The organism is Bradyrhizobium sp. U87765 SZCCT0048 (assembly GCF_018131225.1).
In the GTDB taxonomy this organism is placed as follows: domain Bacteria; phylum Pseudomonadota; class Alphaproteobacteria; order Rhizobiales; family Xanthobacteraceae; genus Bradyrhizobium_A.
The window spans coordinates 88,419-105,830 of record NZ_JAFCMM010000001.1; the positions used below are offsets into that span (position 1 = coordinate 88,419).

A 17,412-nucleotide genomic window follows, 5' to 3' on the forward strand; every position below is an offset into this window, starting at 1 on the left:
AGGACGGCGCAAGGCGGCACAGCGCGGTTCAGATGTGAGCGGCCCTCGGGCGGCGTTGTTTGACTGCGATGCAACTGATAGAAGCGGGGCATCGCACTGCTCTCCGGATCGACCTTGCAACGTCGCTTTTTAAACGTCATTTCAAAAGCTTGGCCGGCGGCCTGGGTCGCGGGCATGTTGCTCGTCGGTGTCCTGGCGGGTGGACTGTCGCACGCCGCCAACAACAGCGTGCAGGGCGCGCCCAAGAAGGAAGATACCGCGCTCGACATCGATGCGCCGACGGCCATCCTGATCGAGGCCAGGAGCGGCAGCGTGCTGTTCGAGAAGAACGCCGACCAGCCGACGCCCCCCTCCAGCATGCTCAAGCTGATGACCGCGGAATTCGTGTTCAACGCGTTGCGCCGGGGCGACATCAAGGGCTCGGACCAGTATCCGGTCAGCGAGAATGCCTGGCGCCGCGGCGGCGCGCCGGCGGGCGGGCCGACCATGTTCGCAGCGATCCACAGCCGCATCGCCGTCGACGACCTGCTGCGCGGCATGATCATCGACAATGGCAATGATTCCGCCATGGTGCTGGCCGAGGCGCTGGCCGGCAACGAGCGCGAGTTCGGCGCGATGCTGACCAAGCGGGCGGCGGAACTTGGGCTGACGCAGTCGAGTTTCGCCAACGCCACGGGCATGGCCGATCCCGGAAACCGGATGAGCGTGCGGGACATCGCCAGGCTCGCGCGTCATGTCATCCAGACCTATCCCGACTACTACAAGCTCTATAACGAGCGCGAGTTCATCTGGAACAAGATCCGCCAGCAGAACCGCAATCCGCTGCTCAATGCGATGTCCGGCTCCGATGGCCTGATCGCCGGATCCACCAAGGACGGCGGTTATGGTGCGGTGACCTCCGCGGTGCAGGATGGCGTGCGCCTGATCGTGGTGGTCAACGGTCTCGACGATCCCGACGATCGCGTCACCGAGGCCAAGAAGCTGCTCGACTGGGGTTTTCGCACGTTCGAACTGCGCACGCTGTTCGAGCCGCAGCATCTCGTCGGCTATGCCAAGGTGTTCGGGGGCAGCAGCGGCAGCGTCGGGCTCGCGAGCCAGGAGCCGGTCAGCCTGATGGTTCAGAAGAGCGGCGGCGATAAGCTGATCGCGCGGATCGTCTATGACGGCCCGGTCCAGGCGCCGATCGAGCCGGGGAAGCAGGTCGGTGTCGTGCGGGTCTGGCGCGGCAGCAATATCGCGGTCGAGACGCCGCTCTACACCACCGAGGCGGTCGGCGTCGGCTCGACCATGCGGCGGGCCTTCGACGGGCTCAGCGAACTCGTCATCGGCCTGATCCGGTCCGGCACCAGGAAACTCTGACCATGGCTGCAGCGAACGCAAAGGCGGCCAGGCGCGGGCGCTTCATCACCTTCGAGGGCGGCGAGGGCGCCGGCAAGTCGACCCAGATCAAGCTGCTGGCCGAACGGCTCGCCGCCGCCCATGTCAGCGCGGTGGTGACGCGCGAACCGGGCGGGTCGCCGGGCGCCGAGATCATGCGCCATCTCGTGCTCTCGGGCATCGGTAAGGTGCTGGGCCCGGAGGCCGAGACGCTGCTGTTCGCGGCGGCCCGCGACGACCATGTCCATCTCGTGATCGAGCCATCGCTGGCGCGCGGTGTCTGGGTGCTGTGCGATCGCTTCTCGGATTCGACGCGCGCCTATCAGGGCAGCCTCGGCAAGGTCGATCCGGCGCTGATCGAGGCGCTGGAGCGGGTGACGATCGGCAGCCTGCGCCCGGATCTGACGCTGGTGCTCGACCTGCCGGTCGAGGTCGGGCTGCGACGGGCCGCGGTGCGGCGTGGCAACGCCGCCCCGGATCGTTTCGAAGGCGAGGACGTGGCCTTCCATCACAAGCTGCGCGAGGCCTATCGCGCGATTGCGACACGCGAGCCGCAGCGCTGCGCGCTGATCGACGCCGATGCGGACGCCGCCACCGTCGCCGCCCGCATCGCAGAGGTCGTGATGCAGCGTTTCCCTGAACTGAAGCCGCAGGCGAAAACGGTCGCCCCGGCGTGAGCGGATCATGAGCGCGAAGTCTTCCGAGGATCAATTGCAGGTGCGGCTCCCGCGGGAGACCACCGCGCTGTTTGGCCATGGCGCCGCCGAGGCGACGCTGCTCGCGGCCTATCGCAGCGGCCGCATTGCGCATGCCTGGCTGATTGGCGGAGCGCACGGCATCGGCAAGGCGACGCTGGCCTATCGCATGGCGCGCTTCGTGCTTGCCAATCCCGATCCGGCGTCGGCAGCGGTGCAGGCCGCCGACAGCCTTCATGTCGATCCCGAGCATCCGGTGGCGCGCCAGATCGCCGGCGGCAGCCATGGCGGCCTGCTGACGCTGGAGCGTTCCGCCAATGACAAGGGCGTGATGCGCACCGTCATCACCGTCGACGAGACGCGTGAGACCATCGGCTTCTTCGGCTCGACCGCTGCGGCCGAGGGCTGGCGGGTGTGCATTGTCGACACCGTCGACGAGCTCAATGCCAATGCTGCCAATGCGCTTCTCAAGGTGCTGGAGGAACCGCCGGAGCGGGCGCTGTTCCTGCTGCTCAGCCACGCCGCGGCGCGGGTGCTGCCGACCATCCAGTCGCGCTGCCGCCGCCTGCCGCTGCGGCCGCTGACGACCGACCAGGTGGCCGATGCGGTTGCCGCGAGCGCCGGCCTCGACCGCGACGATAGCGCACTCGCCGCCGCGGCCGAGGCCTCCGAAGGCAGCGCCGCGCGGGCGCTGATGCTGATCGCCGGCGACGCGCTGGGGTTGCACCAGCGCACCGCCGCGCTGCTGGCGACGCTGCCTCATGTCGACCAGCGGGCACTGCATGCGCTGGGCGATGCGCTCGGCGGCAGCGACCGTACGGCCATTGCGACCTTTGTCGATACCATCGACCGCTGGATGAGCGAGCGGCTCAAGGTCGTGGACGCCAACGCGAATTTGCCGCGGCTTGCACGGCTGGCGGAGGTATGGGAAAAGATCAATCGCGCTGCGCGCGAGACCGAATCCTTCAATTTGGAGCGAAAACCGCTGGTTTTCTCCGTATTCGGGCTTCTCGCCGACGTGACGCGCTGACCGGTCACGGCCCTGCGGCCGCATCATTCAGGCGACCAGAACTCAGGCGACCAGACAATTCCAGGAAAGGCTTTCGCAACCGATGGCGAACGCAGCTCACTCGTCCCGCTCCACCTTCTACATCACGACGGCCATCGTGTATCCGAACGGTGCCCCGCACATGGGGCACGCCTATGAGGCGATTGCGACCGATGCGCTGGCGCGCTTCCAGCGGCTCGACGGCAAGGAGGTGTTCTTCCTGACCGGGACCGACGAGCACGGCCTGAAGATGATCCAGACCGCGCAACGGGAAGGCATCACGCCGCTCGAGCTGGCGACGCGCAATGCAGGTCGCCTCAGGGAGCTCGACGAGGTCCTCAACATTTCCTACGACCGCTTCATCCGCACCTCGGAGCCGGCGCATCATCGTTCGGTGCAGGCGATCTGGGAGCGCATGGTCAAGGCCGGCGACATCTATCTCGACAGCTATGCCGGCTGGTACTCGGTGCGCGACGAGGCCTATTACGCCGAAGACGAGACCGTCGTCGGCGAGGACAATGTGCGCCGCGGCCCGCAGGGCACGCCGGTCGAATGGGTCGAGGAGAAGAGCTACTTCTTCCGCCTGTCGGCCTACCAGGACAAGCTGCTCGCGCTCTATGAAAGCCAGCCCGATTTCATCGGTCCGGATTCCCGCCGTAACGAGGTGACGAGCTTCGTCAGGAGCGGACTCAAGGACCTGTCGGTGTCGCGCACCACCTTCGACTGGGGCGTGCCGGTACCGGGCGATCCTGAGCACGTGATGTATGTCTGGGTCGATGCGCTGACCAACTATATCACCGGCGTCGGCTATCCCGACGAAAGCGACAAGAACTGGCGGTTCTGGCCGGCGGACGTCCATATCATTGGCAAGGACATCATTCGCTTCCATGCTGTGTACTGGCCGGCGTTCCTGATGTCGGCGGGTATTCCGATCCAGAAGCGCGTCTACGCTCACGGCTTCGTGCTGAACCGCGGCGAGAAGATGTCGAAGTCGACGGGCAACGTCGTCGACCCGTTCGAACTCGCCGAGCGCTATGGCGTCGACCAGCTGCGCTATTTTCTGCTGCGCGAGGTGTCGTTCGGTCAGGACGGCAGCTACAGCCACGAGGCGATCGTCGCCCGCACCAACGCCGACCTCGCCAATGATCTCGGCAACCTGGCGCAGCGTTCGCTGTCGATGCTGGGCAAGCAGTATGGTGGCGTGCTGCCGACGCCGGGGGCGTACAGCGACACCGACAAGGCGATCCTGGCGCAGGCTGACGCCATGGCCGATCTCGCGCGCACCGCGATGGCGACCCAGCAGATCCATCAGGCGCTCAACGCCATCTGGGCCGTGGTCGCGGAAGCCAACCGCTATTTTGCCGGCGAGGCGCCGTGGGCGCTGGCCAAGACCGATCCGGCGCGTCAGGCGACGGTGCTGTATGTCACCGCCGAGGTGATCCGGCAGGTGGCGATCCTGGCACAGCCGTTCATTCCGGCGTCCGCAGCGAAGCTGCTCGACATTCTCGGCCTCGCGCCGGAGAAGCGGGTGTTCGCAACGCTGGGCGAGGGCGGGCGCATCGCGCCGGGGGCGACGCTGCCGCCGCCCGCACCGGTGTTCCCGCGCTATGTCGAGCCGACCGAGGCGGGCAAGGCGTGATGCTGGTCGATAGCCACTGCCATCTCGACTTCCCGGATTTCGCCGAGGATCTCGACGGCATCGTCGGCCGTGCGGAAGCCGCCGGCGTCGGCCGCATCGTCACCATCTCGACGCGGGTGCGGCGCCTGCAGGCGCTGCTCGACATCACCGCGCGGTTTCCCAACGTCTACTGCTCGGTCGGCACCCATCCGCACCAGGCGGACGAGGAAGACGGCATCGGCGCCGAGGAACTGATCGCGCTGACCGCGCATCCGAAGGTCGTGGCGCTGGGCGAGGCCGGGCTCGACTACTTCTACGAGCACGGCTCGCCGGAAGCACAGGCGCGCGGCTTCCGCGCCCACATCGCGGCGGCGCGTGCCACCGGCCTGCCGCTGGTGATCCACACCCGCGAAGCCGACGACGACTGCGGCCGCATCCTCGACGAGGAGATGGCCAGGGGGCCGTTCCGCGCCGTGCTGCACTGCTACACCGGCGGCCGCGACCTTGCCATGAAGGCGATCGCCCACGGCCTGTCGATCTCGTTCACCGGCATCCTCACCTTCAAGAATTCGCAGGCGCTGCGCGACCTCGCCGCCGAGCTGCCGGCCGACCGCATCATGGTCGAGACCGATGCGCCCTATCTCGCGCCCGGCAAGTTTCGCGGCAAGCGCAACGAGCCGGCCTATGTGGTGGAGACCGCAAAGGTGCTGGCGGAGGCGAGGGGCGTGTCGCTCGAGGAGATCGCGCGCCAGACCACCGAGAATTTCTTCACCCTGTTCAGCAAGGTGCCGCGGGCCGAGGCTGCGCGGCCGGTGTCCGCCGCATGACCACGACCCTGACCATTCTCGGCAGCGGCTCCTCCGCCGGCGTGCCGCGTCCGGCGCTCGGCTGGGGCGCCTGCAATCCGAACAACCCCAGGAACCGGCGCCTGCGCTGTTCGCTGCTTGCCGAGCGACAGGGCAGCGGCGGCATCACGCGGGTGCTGATCGACACCTCGCCGGACCTGCGTGAACAGCTGATCGCCACCCATGTCGATCATCTCGACGCCGTGTTCCTCACCCATGAGCATGCCGACCAGACCCATGGCATCGACGACCTGCGTTCGGTCGTGCTGCATCAGCGCGCGCGCATTCCGGTCTATCTCAACCAGTCGACCGCCGATCACATCCTGCTGCGGTTCTCGTACTGCTTCGTGGCGCCGCCGGGCAGCGACTATCCGCCGATCCTGACCAACCATGCGATCGAGGCGGGCGAGACCCGCGTCATCACGGGGAAGGGTGGCGATCTCTCGTTCACCGCGTTCCTGGTGCAGCACGGCAACATCCCGGCGCTCGGCTATCGCATCGGCGATGCCGCGTATTCACCCGATCTCAACGACATTCCCAGGGAGAGTTGGGGGGCGCTCGAGAACCTCGACCTCTGGATCGTCGACGGGCTGCGCTATGCGCCGCATCCCAGCCATTTCAGCCTCGACGATGCGCTCGACTGGATCGCGCGCTTCAAGCCGCGCCGCGCGGTAATCACCAACATGCATTCGGATCTCGACTACGACGTCGTCAGCGGCCAGCTGCCCGATGGCGTTGTCGCCGGCTATGACGGCATGCGGCTGGTGCTGGATCGGGTGGACTGATGCTTCTGTTTCGGACACGGCATTGCCGCGCTCCGGAATTCGTTCAACCCGTCCATCGGCATGAGAGTGTGGGAGCGTAGCTGCGCGAACCCTGCAACGACCTCGACGGCTTGGCGTGCGATTGCTGCGCCTCTCGCTCGCGAAAGCGTCCCGGATATGTCTCCTATCTATCTCATCGAAGGTCCGGTCGGCGCGGGCAAGTCGACGTTCGCCCAGTCTCTGGCCACGCGACTGCCGGGGACGCATATCGCGCTCGACGAGTGGTTCGCGAAACTGTTCAGTCCGGATCGTCCTGGCCAGGACGTCGTGACCTGGTACTTGCAGCGCAAGGACCGGCTGCTGAATGTCATCTGGACGCATGCGGCTGCCATGGCCCGCGCCGGTCAGGCGCCGATCCTCGAACTCGGATTGATCCAGCGGCAGGCCCGCTACGATCTCTACGCCAGGGCACGGGATGCCGGCATCACGCTCGAGGTCTATGTGCTTGATGCAGCCCCTGATGTTCGCCGGCAGCGCGTCAGGCAGCGCAATGAACAGCGTGGATCGACATTTTCGATGGTCGTGCCCGATCACGTCTTCGAACTCGCCAGCAGCATGTGGCAAGCGCCCGATCGAGACGAGATCGCCGAGCTCAACGCCACAGTCCTGACCACCGACGCTCCTGGGTAGCTTGGGGTGATCTGGGACCCATGCCGATCCCTGCGTCCGCATTGGGACGCAGGGGCGCGCCTTGATGCCGCCGCTCTTCGAACCATCAGGGCCAGTCGCAGCGGCGGCGTGCGAGCCGGCCGTCGAACCCGCCTATGCCGTGATCGCTGACGCCGATCCCACCTGGTTGCGCAGCACGAATTTCTGGATCTTGCCGGTCGATGTCTTCGGCAGTTCGCCGAACACGATGGCCTTGGGCGTCTTGAAGCCCGGCAGGTGCTCGCGGCAATAGGCGATGATCTCGGCTTCGGTCGCCTTCGCGCCCGCCTTCAGCTCGACGAACGCGCAGGGCACCTCGCCCCATTTGCTGTCCGGCTTGGCGACGACCGCGGCGAACAGCACCGCCGGGTGCTTGTAGAGGACATCCTCGACCTCGACCGAGGAGATGTTTTCGCCACCGGAAATGATGATGTCCTTGGAGCGGTCCTTGATGATGACATAGCCGTCCTGATCGAGGACGCCGAGGTCGCCGGTGTGGAACCAGCCGCCGGCAAACGCCGCTTCCGTGGCCTTTTCGTTCTTGAGGTAGCCCTTCATGACGATGTTGCCGCGGAACATGACCTCGCCGATGGTCTCGCCGTCGCGCGGCACCACCTGCATGGTCTCCGGATCGATCACCGTGACGGCTTCCTGCAGCGGGTAGGGCACGCCCTGCCGACGCTTGAGCTGGGCGCGCTGGTCGGCCGGCAGGGCATCCCAGCCCTCGTGCTCGGCGCACACCGACGCCGGGCCATAGACCTCGGTGAGGCCATAGACATGGGTGAGACGGATGCCGATGTTCTCGGCGCCGGCGAGCACCGCGACCGGCGGCGCGGCGCCGGCGATCAGGCCGGAGACACTCCGGCCCGCGCCGCCCCTGGGGGCGTCGGGAGCATTGATCAGGGTGTTGTAGACGATCGGCGCGCCGCTCATGTGGGTGACGCCATGGCGCTCGATCAGCGCGAAGATTTTCGTTGGGTCGACCTTGCGCAGGCAGACGTTGATGCCGGCCGTCGCGGCGATGGTCCAGGGGAAGCACCAACCGTTGCAGTGGAACATCGGCAGCGTCCACAGATAGACCGGGTGCTGGCCCAGATTGGCCGCGAGGACATTGCTGACCGCGTTGAGATAGGCGCCGCGGTGATGGGTGACGACGCCCTTGGGATCGCCGGTGGTGCCGGAGGTGTAGCTCAGCGCAATCGCGTCCCATTCGTCCTGCGGATGGGCCCAGACATGGTCGGGGTCGCCGGAGGCGACGGCGGCCTCATACTCAATCTCGCCGATGCGCTGTCCACCGGTGAAGGCGGCGTCGTCGACGTCGACCACCAGCGGCTTCGGGCCGGTCATCAGGCCGAGCGCCTCGGCGACGGCGCCGCCGAACTCGGGATCGACGAACACGATCTTGGCGCCGCCATGGTCGAGCATGAACGCCAGTGCCGCCGGATCGAGGCGGGTGTTGAGGGTGTTCAGCACGGCGTCGGCCATGGGCACCGCGAAGTGCAGTTCGTTCATCGCCGGGATGTTCGGCAGCATGGTCGCCACCGTGTCGCCGCGGACGACGCCACGCCGCCGCAGGAACGACGCCACGCGCCGGCAGCGTTCGAACGTCTCGGCCCAGGTGAAGCGGCGGTCCTCATAGACCGCGCTGGTGAGGTGCGGGTAAACCGCGGCGGAGCGCTCCAGAAAGCTCAGCGGCGACAGCGGCACATAGTTGGCCGGGGTCTTGTCGAGCCCGATGCTGTACTGTCCCTGTGAACCGGTCATCGCTCTGTCTCCTGGCTTCGCATTCCCGGAAATTTCCTTTATTTCCATCATGTTGTCAGATTTTGATCAACGATCAATGCGTTGGATCAAAAAGCTCTGACAATAAATGGAAATCTTTTCTAATTATATGATTTTATTTGAATTTTTATTACAGGAATCCGATCGAGATCCACGGGATCGCTGCGACAATGATCAATCCCAGGAAGAGGGCCAGCATGTAGCCCCAGATCGGCCGGATGCCCTCCGCTGGGTCGACGCGGCCGATAGCGCAGGCGGCGTAGTAGCCGACGCCAAACGGGGGCGCGAACAGGCCGATGCCCATCGCCAGGATCACGATCATGGCGTAGTGCACCTCGTGCACGCCGACCTGCCTCGCGATCGGAAACAGCAGCGGGCCGAACAGCACGATCGCCGGGATGCCCTCGAGCACGCTGCCGAGAATGATGAACGCGACGATCGAGACCGCGATGAAGGTCACCGAGCCGCCGGGCAGGGCGGCCATGGTCGCGGCGAGCGACCGTGAGAAGCCGGACTGGGTCAGGCCCCAGGCCATGCCGGTCGCCGTGCCGATGATCAGCAGGATCGCCCCCGACAGGCAGGCGGTGTCGATCAGCATCGGCTTGAGCCGGCGCCAGTCGAACCGGCGGTAGATCAGAAGGCCCGCCAGGGCGGCATAGACGATCCCGATGGTCGAGACTTCGGTTGCGGTCGCAACGCCCTCGACCACCGCGGCCCGGATCACGAACGGCAAGGCGATGGCGGGCAGGGCGATGACGAAGCTGCGGCCGATTTCGCCCGCGGTGGCGCGTTTGACATGGCGCAGATCCTCGTGGCGGTAGCGCCACCACACGAGAGCCGACAGCATCAGCGCCAGCACGACACCGGGCAGCAGGCCGCCGGTGAACAGCGCCGCGATCGACACCCCGGTCACCGAGCCGATGGTGATCAGCACGAGGCTCGGCGGAATGGTCTCGGTCTGGGCGCCGGTGGCCGACAGCAGCGCGACGAGGTCTCCGGGCTTGGCGCCGCGGGCCTTCATTTCCGGAAACAGCACCGGGGCGACCGCGGCCATGTCGGCGGCCTTGGAGCCGGAGATGCCGGACACCAGGTACATCGCGCCGAGCAGCACATAGTGCAGGCCGCCGCGGACATGGCCGAGCAGGCTGGCGAGGAAGCTCACCATGGCGCGGGCCATGCCGGTCATCTCGATCAGCAGGCCGAGAAAGACGAACAGCGGCACCGACAGCAGGATGAGGTGGCTCATGCCCTCGTCCATGCGGCCGACGAGGACCTGCACCGGGGTGCGGGTGGTCAGCACGAGGTAACCGAAGATCGACAGGCCGAAGGCGAAGGCGATGGGAATGCCGGCGAACACGCAGATGCCGACGACGCCGACGAAGAAGATGATCAGGTTGAGATTGCCGAGCTGGCGCAGCCAGGGTTCGGCGAACCAGAACGCGCCCATGATAACGGCGACGGTCGCCGCGGCCGCCACGACGTCCCGCAGCCGGCCGACCCGGACCAGCCGCAGCAGCGCGAACAGCACCATCAGCGCGATGCCGATCGGCAGCGCCGCGGCCCGGAAGCTGTTGGCGATCTGCAGCGCCGGGGTCGTGATGTAGCTTTCCTCATAGGCGTAGTCGTAGGCCGGCCAGGCGATCAGCAGCAGGAAGGCGAGCGCGGCGCAGGTACCGACGACATCGAGGAAGGCGCGCTGGACGGGCGTCGCCCGTGCCACCAGCGCGGTCATCCGCATGTGTTCGCCGCGCCGGAACGCGATCGCGGCACCGAGCATGGCGAGCCACAGGAACAGGATGGAGGCGAGTTCGTCGGACCAGATCAGCGGGCTGTGGAGGCCATAGCGGGCCACCACGCCGACGAACAGGATGACGATTTCGGCGGCGACCAGCAGCGCCGCCGGAATCTCGACCATGGTGCCGAACGCGCGGTCGACGGCATCGAGCCAGCCGCGGCCGGAGGCGAGGGCGATGGCCTCCCCGCTTCCGTGCGCCGGGCCGGTGTCCGCGATCTGCACGGCGTCAGGCCAGCTTGCCGACGGACTTTTCGAGCAGATCCCAGGCGTGCTCGCCGTACTTGCCCTTCCACTCGGCATAGAAGCCGGCCTGGCGCAGCTTGTCGCGGAACGGCCCGGTCTCCGGCTGATTGATGATCAGCCCCTTGGCGGCGAGTTCGTCGCGGGTGGTGGCGTTGAGCTTCTCGGTGTCGACGCGCTGCTTGAGCGCCGCGGCGTTGATGTTCTTCGCCACGATGGTGCGTACGTCCTCGGGCAGTTTCTCCCAGGCGCGGCGGTTGGCCAGGAACCAGAAGCCGTCCCACATGTGGTTGGTCAGCGAGCAGTACTTCTGGACCTCGTAGAGCTTGGCGGTCGCGATCAGCGCCAGCGGGTTCTCCTGGCCTTCCACGACCTTGGTCTGCAGCGCTGAATAAACCTCGCTGAAATTGATCGAGGCGGGGGCGGCGTCGAACGCCTTGAACATTGAGGTCCACAGCGGCGACACCGGTACGCGGATCTTGAAGCCCTTGAAGTCGTCGGGGCCGTTGATCGGCTTGGTCGAGGAGGTGGTCTGGCGGAAGCCGTTGTCCCAGATCTTGTCCATGACCGCGAGGTTGGCCTTGGCGATCTCGCCGCGGACATAGGCGCCGAGGTCGCCGTCCATGGCCTTCCACACCGACTCGTAGTTCGGGAAGGCGAAGCCGATGCCGTTGATCGAGGCCGCCGGCACCAGCGTCGCCAGGATCAGGCCGGACAGGGTGAAGAACTCGACGCCGCCCGAGCGGATCTGGCTCAGCATGTCGGTGTCGGAGCCGAGCTGGTTGTTGGGGAAGATCTGCAGGTCGAAGCGGCCGTTGGTCTCGGTCTTGATCGCCGCCGACATCTCCTTGGCGCGGACGTTGAGCGGGTGCACGTCGGGCAGGTTGTTGGCGAACTTGAAGGTGAATTCAGCCTGCTGCGCGCGCGCCACATGCGGCGCGGCCACGCCGCCAACGAAGGTCAGGGCGGCGGAGGCCTTCAACAGGGTGCGGCGCGAAAAGTTCATCAGACGTTCTCCCTCGGGACGTTTCTTGTTGGACACTGGCCGGCATCATACTGACCCGTTTTCGGCGGGTCACCAGCCTTGTTGGCGTTCATGGTGGATCCGGGCGTGGAAAGCATCCCAGACTTGAGTTGAACGCGGACTTATCTGGTGGCGCGAGCCGATGCAACGCGCCGAATTGACCCGGCGAATGCTTGTCCTAAGCTTCCGGGCAACGCACGACGAGCGTGGCCGGCTCGTGGCGACACATCAGGCGGGAGGACGGACGATGGCGGAGCGTGGTGTTGCGGTCGTCACGGGCGGCGGATCGGGAATCGGTCTCGCGATCGCCGATGCGCTCGCTGCCGAAGGCTGGAAGCTGCTGGTGGCGGATCTGTCCGCGGACGCGCTGCGGGGCGCCCGCGCCCGGCTCATGCGGCATGGCGAGAGCCGCGTCAGGTTCGTGCAGATGGATGTTGCCGACGAGGCCAGCGTCATCGCCGGGCTCGAGGGCTGCGAGACCGGCTTCGGGCCGGTGCGGGGGCTGGTGAATTCCGCGGGCATCGGCCGCGACGTGCCGTTCTTCGAGACCAGCGTGCAGCTGTTCCGCAAGATCCTCGACATCAATCTGGTCGGCACCTTCGTGGTGGCGCGCGAGGTCGGTCGCCTGATGAAGGCCAATGGCGGCGGCGCCATCGTCAATATCGCTTCGGTGTCCGGGCTGCGCGGCAACATCGGCCGCTCGGCCTATGGCGCCTCCAAGGGCGGCGTCGTGACATTGACCCAGGTGATGGCCTGCGAACTCGCGTCCGACAACATTCGCGTCAACGCCATCGCGCCGGGGCCGATCGAGACGCCGCTGGTCAAGGCGATGCACAACGACGAGGTGCGCGCCGGCTGGCTCAAGGCGGTGCCACAGCGGCGCTACGCGGCGCCTGAAGAGATCGCCGGCGCGGCGTCGTTCCTGCTGGACGCCAGCAAGGCGAGCTTTGTCACCGGCCACGTGCTCGCGGTTGACGGCGGCTTCACGGCGGCGGGATTGCTGCCGCCCTATCCATGATGGCTATTGGGGAAACGGCAGCGATGTGCGCAGGCCGGCGTGCAACATCGGATTGACCAGGGTGGAGGGGGCGGTGCGCGAGGAATCCGCGGCGCTCCCGGCCACCGGGAAGGCATAGCCGAGGATGGTCTTGATCACCCAGCGGTCGGAGGCTTGCGTCAGGCCGTAGCCGACGCCGAAGTTGACGTCCATCGCGCCGATCTTGAAATCGGTGACGGCGAACAGCGTGTGCTGTTGCTCGCTGATCTTGCCGAAATGCCCGAATTCGCCGAAGTCGGCATAATATTCGAGACCGACGAACAGGTCCTGGTCCAGCTTGCGGGCGAGGCGCGCGGCCGGGGCGAAATCGACCTCGCCATAGCGCCCGAAGCTGACATCGACGATCGGATTGACGATGAACTCGTAGTCGGCGTTGCGTACACCGATGATCGGCCGGATCTCGAGACCATAGCGAGCCTGCGAGAACCTTGGCGTGGTGTTGCTGAACTCGAAATTGACGCCGTAGAAGAAACTGCGTTGCTCGGCCTGCGGTGAGACGAACAGCGTCCGGATCTTGAAGGCGTCGGACAGGAACTGGCCGTCCTGGACGGCAAACGGCAGGTAGAGCCCGAGCTCCCACCATTCCGTCACGCCGTAGGCGAATTCCGGGGTGCCGTTCAGGCTGCGGTTGGAGACGATGCCGCCCGGAAACGGCGGCTGCTTCACGCCCAGCGCCACATAGTTCAGGTGCTGCTGGACCGTGAACTGGCCGACGGCGGCGATCTCGGCCTTGTAGACCTGGATCTCGTCGGTGGCGCGGGCCGGTGTCGCCAGCATCGTCGAGGCGAACGCGACCGTAGCCGTCATGCGGCTGAGAACATTCAGGAAAAGGCGGACCATGAGGGCCCCTGATGAATATTAGAACAGTTCTAAATCAACTAGACGCTGAGCGCGGGCGGGTCAATTGCGCGCCGGCAACAGTCAGACGGGATTTTGGGGGTGGCCCAGGATGGGCGCGGCGGCTGTTCCGGTGCGCGCAGCCGGTGCTGCTGATCAGCCGCTGAGGGCGGGGCGTCCTGGTGATGGCGCGAGGCCGCGGCGACAGGCCTGCGGCGATCAGGCGTCGCCTGTTCGCCGTCGGGCCCTTGAACGTGATGCCGGCATCTCGGGAAACTGTGCCGGGCGGGTGGCCCTCAAAACTGTCCGGCCAGCGTTGCGGCCTGTCGTTTGCCCTGATCGATCATGTCTTGCGCGCGGCCATCCCAGGTGTGTTCGACGGTCATGGTCGAAAGGGTGCGCACGCCGATGAAGCGAAGCCAGAATTCGATATATTTCGCGGTGTATTCGAAACCAGGTTGCGGGTCGGTCTGAACGCTGGCCTCGTCGCTCTGCCCGCGAACATAGACGACAAATGCCTTCCCGATGGTCAGCATCGGGCTGTAGGCCTTGCCGTCGAACGCGAACAGCAGGTTTCGCTGGCAGGCGAGGTCGATCAGCTGCTTGAGCTTGTAGGGGAAGGAAAAATTCCACATCGGAACGCCCAGCGCGATGCAGTCCGCTTGCTGGAAGCGTGATGCGAGTCTCGTGATCTTGCGCCATGTGGCGTCTTCGGAGGGTGTCATCGCGTCGCCGGACACGCCCTTGTATTTGGCTCCGATCGCAGCAGCATCGAAATCCGGCAACGCTTCCGACCAGACGTCGAGCGTGTCGACGATGCCGGCGCCGCCGATTTTCTTGTGGTATTCGGCGAGAAATGCATCGACCATCGCGGTCGACACCGATCGATCGCCCCGCGGCGAGGTGACGATCTTGAGAATGCGCATGTCTGTTTCTTTCGGTCGCGAACGTGCGTTCGTCAGGCCGGTGGCCTGATGGCGGCGACGCTCCTGTCGTGAGCTTGATAGCCTTCGCCGCAGCGCTGCGGGCGAGCACGTTGTCTAGCGGATGCCGCGTGGTTTCGTCTCGCAGGGATGACTTGCGACATTGCAATGCGCATTTGCGGCCGTCCAAGCCGGCCTCCGGCGTGGCCGCGGACAGCGCTTCCGGTCAGGCCGCGGAGACGTGGTCGGCGGCGCCTCCGCCTTCCAGCAGCGCGCTGCGTGCGAGGAGGCCGGCGCCGACGTGGTCGAAGAAGGCGCGCACGCGTGCGGTCGTTCGCAGGTCCTTGTGCGTGACCAGCCACAATTCCCGCGTCAGTTCATCGAGGGGATCCTGAACCCGCTCGATATCCGTCTCCAGATCGCCGAGATAGCAGGGCAGCAGCGCCAGTCCGAGACCGGCCTTGACGGCCATGAGCTGACTGATGAGGCTGCTCGAGCGATAGGCGAAGGCGTGTGGCGGGATATTGTCCGTCAGCCATTTGGACGCCGCCGCCACGGCGCCGGTGTCCCAGCCGATCACGGCATGCCCCGACAGCGACGCCAGGTCGGTCGGATAGCCGCGATCCGAGAGATAGCGGCTGCTGCCGTAGAACGTCCACGGTGTCGCGGCGATCTTGCGCCCGAACAACTCGCCCTCGTGCGGCCGTGTCGCGCGAATGGCGATATCGGCCTCGCGCCGCAGGAGATCGAGCTGCCGGTTGTCGACCAGCAGTTCGAGCTCGATGCCGTCATGCTTGTCACGGAAGCTCGCGAGGATCTCGTTGAGAATACGGTACGCCAGCGTCTCCGACGACGTGATCCTGAGCTTGCCCGACAGCCGGGCGTCCTGGCCGGTGATCGAGCGGTCGATGGCCAGCACCTCGGTTTCCATCCGTTCGGCGGCAGTCACCATCTGCAGGCCCGCCTCGGTCGGGGTGTACTGGCTGGCCGTCCGGTCGAACAGGTGGACGCCCCTGCGCTTTTCGATGGCATTCAGCCAGCGGAAGATCGTCGAATGATCGTGGCCGAGATCCCTGGCTGCCCCGACCAGCGATCCCGCACGTCCGATCGCCAGCACGATCCTGAATTCATTCCAGTCACTCACGTCTTTGCCATCCCGCAAGATCAGTCGACCTCGCCGCGAGATATGGCGCAGACCGGAAAGCTCAATGTCGCGGGAGGCAGCGTTGCCGGCGGCGCAGCCCTGTATCAAGTCAGGTTGCAGTTGCCGGCCGACAAGATCGTCTTGCCAAACCCCAACGGGTGTTGCGGGCGCGAATTCGTATCATCGGCACCATGCCGGGCCGACCTCTCGTCGGCATGATCAGCGCCCCGTCAGCCCGCGATCATCATCCGCCGCGCCCGGCGCCGCCGGGCCGTCGCAAACACAGGAACCGTTATGACCAGGGGCAATGCCGAGCCGGATTTCGTCTTCTCCCGGGAGGAAGAGCTCAGGGCCTTTCGCGACATGACCCTGATCCGGCGCTTCGAAGAGCGCTGTGGGCAAATGTACGGTGAAGGCCTGATCGCGGGTTTCTGCCACCTCTACATCGGCCAGGAAGCCGTGGTGGTCGGCATGCAGATGGCCATCGGCGAAGGCGATCAGGTCATCACGGCCTACCGCGACCATGGTCATGCGCTGATGTCCGGCATGGATCCCGGGACGGTGCTGGCCGAACTGACGGGTCGGATCGACGGCGCGTCAAAGGGGAAGGGTGGTTCGATGCACATGTTCGCGCCGGACCGCGGCTTCTATGGCGGTCATGGCATCGTCGGGGCGCAGGTGTCGCTGGGCACGGGGCTGGCGCTTGCCAACAAGTATCGCGGCAATGACCGCGTCTGTCTGACCTATTTCGGCGACGGCGCCTCGAACCAGGGCCAGGTCTACGAGAGCTTCAACATGGCGAAGATCTGGAACCTGCCGGTGGTCTATGTCATCGAAAACAACCATTACGGCATGGGCACCAGCATCGAGCGCGCTTCGGCCAATCTCGACCTGTCCCAGCGCGGGCTGTCCATGGACATTCCCGGCGAACGGGTCGACGCCATGGATGTCCGCGCGGTCCGGGCCGCCGGCGTCAGAGCCGTGGCATACGCCCGGTCGGGCAACGGGCCGTTCATCCTCGAAATGCTGACCTACCGCTATCGCGGTCACTCGATGTCGGATCCGGCCAGGTATCGGTCCCGTGAAGAGGTCCAGAAGGTCAAGGACCAGAACGACCCGATCGACCGGTCCCGGGCTCGGATCCTGGACGACGGCCATGCCACCGCCGACGACCTCAAGCGGATCGAAAACGAGGTCCGGGCCATCGTCGCCGAGGCCGTCGACTTCGCCAAGGCCAGTCCGTTTCCCGAGCCGTCGGAGCTCTACACGGACGTCTATGCGTGACCGCTGACCATTGGCCAGACTGGCGGCTGTCGGGCCGATGCTTAGCCTGCGGCGCGCACGGCAGGGTCGATGCGCGGTCTCAATTGGCTCGTCCAAGCTATTGGACTAATTTCGTAAAATTGTCCGGCTGACCGTCGCAGAACGCCGCCGCCACACGCGCCAAAACGCCTGTCAGGTTATATTCCATAATATACCTTATGCGAATTGGGTCGTGCCGGACGGGGGCTCGCTGAAGCCGCTGCGTGCATGTGCCCGTCGCTTGTCGATGCGG

Annotated in this window: 15 protein-coding genes; 9 read left to right on the forward strand and 6 right to left on the reverse strand. The window is 65.9% G+C overall.

Annotated features, from left to right (window positions below):
* The first annotated feature begins 174 nt into the window (after positions 1–174).
* The 7 genes from JQ639_RS00400 to JQ639_RS00430 all read left to right on the forward strand — a co-directional run bounded on the left by JQ639_RS00400 (position 175) and on the right by JQ639_RS00430 (position 7,037).
* A complete protein-coding gene (locus JQ639_RS00400; RefSeq protein ID WP_211969966.1) occupies positions 175–1,359 on the forward strand; it encodes a D-alanyl-D-alanine carboxypeptidase family protein in 1,185 nt (394 codons plus the stop codon).
* A 2-nt stretch (positions 1,360–1,361) separates the two neighbouring features.
* Positions 1,362–2,054, forward strand: a complete 693-nt coding sequence (tmk, locus tag JQ639_RS00405) for a dTMP kinase (protein WP_211969967.1) — start codon at positions 1,362–1,364, stop codon at positions 2,052–2,054.
* 7 nt (positions 2,055–2,061) lie between these two features.
* The gene (locus JQ639_RS00410) at positions 2,062–3,102 is read left to right on the forward strand and encodes a DNA polymerase III subunit delta' (RefSeq protein WP_211969968.1); all 1,041 of its coding nucleotides are present in this window, start codon (positions 2,062–2,064) and stop codon (positions 3,100–3,102) included.
* An 82-nt stretch (positions 3,103–3,184) separates the two neighbouring features.
* Positions 3,185–4,759, forward strand: a complete 1,575-nt coding sequence (metG, locus tag JQ639_RS00415; RefSeq protein ID WP_211969969.1) for a methionine--tRNA ligase — start codon at positions 3,185–3,187, stop codon at positions 4,757–4,759.
* The gene (locus JQ639_RS00420) at positions 4,759–5,565 is read left to right on the forward strand and encodes a TatD family hydrolase (RefSeq protein ID WP_211969970.1); all 807 of its coding nucleotides are present in this window, start codon (positions 4,759–4,761) and stop codon (positions 5,563–5,565) included. Before metG ends, JQ639_RS00420 begins: the two co-directional genes overlap by 1 nt.
* Positions 5,562–6,368: an MBL fold metallo-hydrolase gene (locus JQ639_RS00425; RefSeq protein WP_211969971.1), complete on the forward strand. Its 807-nt coding sequence runs from the start codon at positions 5,562–5,564 to the stop codon at positions 6,366–6,368. Before JQ639_RS00420 ends, JQ639_RS00425 begins: the two co-directional genes overlap by 4 nt.
* A gap of 66 nt (positions 6,369–6,434) precedes the next feature.
* Positions 6,435–7,037: an AAA family ATPase gene (locus JQ639_RS00430; protein WP_211969972.1), complete on the forward strand. Its 603-nt coding sequence runs from the start codon at positions 6,435–6,437 to the stop codon at positions 7,035–7,037.
* 132 nt (positions 7,038–7,169) lie between these two features.
* Here the strand turns inward: JQ639_RS00430 and JQ639_RS00435 are convergent, their stop codons facing one another.
* From JQ639_RS00435 to JQ639_RS00445, 3 genes are all read right to left on the reverse strand, one after another.
* The gene (locus tag JQ639_RS00435; protein WP_211969973.1) at positions 7,170–8,819 is read right to left on the reverse strand and encodes an acyl-CoA synthetase; all 1,650 of its coding nucleotides are present in this window, start codon (positions 8,817–8,819) and stop codon (positions 7,170–7,172) included.
* Positions 8,820–8,967: 148 nt separating this feature from the next.
* Positions 8,968–10,752: a TRAP transporter large permease gene (locus JQ639_RS00440; protein ID WP_249123640.1), complete on the reverse strand. Its 1,785-nt coding sequence runs from the start codon at positions 10,750–10,752 to the stop codon at positions 8,968–8,970.
* A 106-nt stretch (positions 10,753–10,858) separates the two neighbouring features.
* Entirely contained in the window at positions 10,859–11,878 is a 1,020-nt protein-coding gene (locus JQ639_RS00445; RefSeq protein WP_211969975.1) for a TRAP transporter substrate-binding protein, read from the reverse strand.
* A 265-nt stretch (positions 11,879–12,143) separates the two neighbouring features.
* On the opposite strand from JQ639_RS00445, the gene JQ639_RS00450 reads away from it, so the two are divergent.
* Positions 12,144–12,914, forward strand: coding sequence for an SDR family NAD(P)-dependent oxidoreductase (locus tag JQ639_RS00450; protein ID WP_211969976.1), 771 nt, complete (start codon positions 12,144–12,146; stop codon positions 12,912–12,914).
* A gap of 3 nt (positions 12,915–12,917) precedes the next feature.
* On the opposite strand, the gene JQ639_RS00455 is transcribed toward JQ639_RS00450, so the two are convergent.
* The 3 genes from JQ639_RS00455 to JQ639_RS00465 form a co-directional block, all read right to left on the reverse strand.
* Positions 12,918–13,793, reverse strand: a complete 876-nt coding sequence (locus JQ639_RS00455) for a hypothetical protein (protein WP_249123620.1) — start codon at positions 13,791–13,793, stop codon at positions 12,918–12,920.
* A gap of 293 nt (positions 13,794–14,086) precedes the next feature.
* On the reverse strand, positions 14,087–14,716 hold the full coding sequence (locus JQ639_RS00460; protein WP_211969977.1) for an FMN-dependent NADH-azoreductase: 630 nt from the start codon (positions 14,714–14,716) through the stop codon (positions 14,087–14,089).
* A gap of 223 nt (positions 14,717–14,939) precedes the next feature.
* The gene (locus JQ639_RS00465) at positions 14,940–15,857 is read right to left on the reverse strand and encodes a LysR family transcriptional regulator (protein WP_211969978.1); all 918 of its coding nucleotides are present in this window, start codon (positions 15,855–15,857) and stop codon (positions 14,940–14,942) included.
* A 294-nt stretch (positions 15,858–16,151) separates the two neighbouring features.
* Here JQ639_RS00465 and pdhA point away from each other — a divergent pair, with 294 nt between their 5' ends.
* A complete protein-coding gene (gene pdhA, locus JQ639_RS00470) occupies positions 16,152–17,141 on the forward strand; it encodes a pyruvate dehydrogenase (acetyl-transferring) E1 component subunit alpha (protein ID WP_211969979.1) in 990 nt (329 codons plus the stop codon).
* The last annotated feature ends 271 nt before the right edge of the window (positions 17,142–17,412 follow it).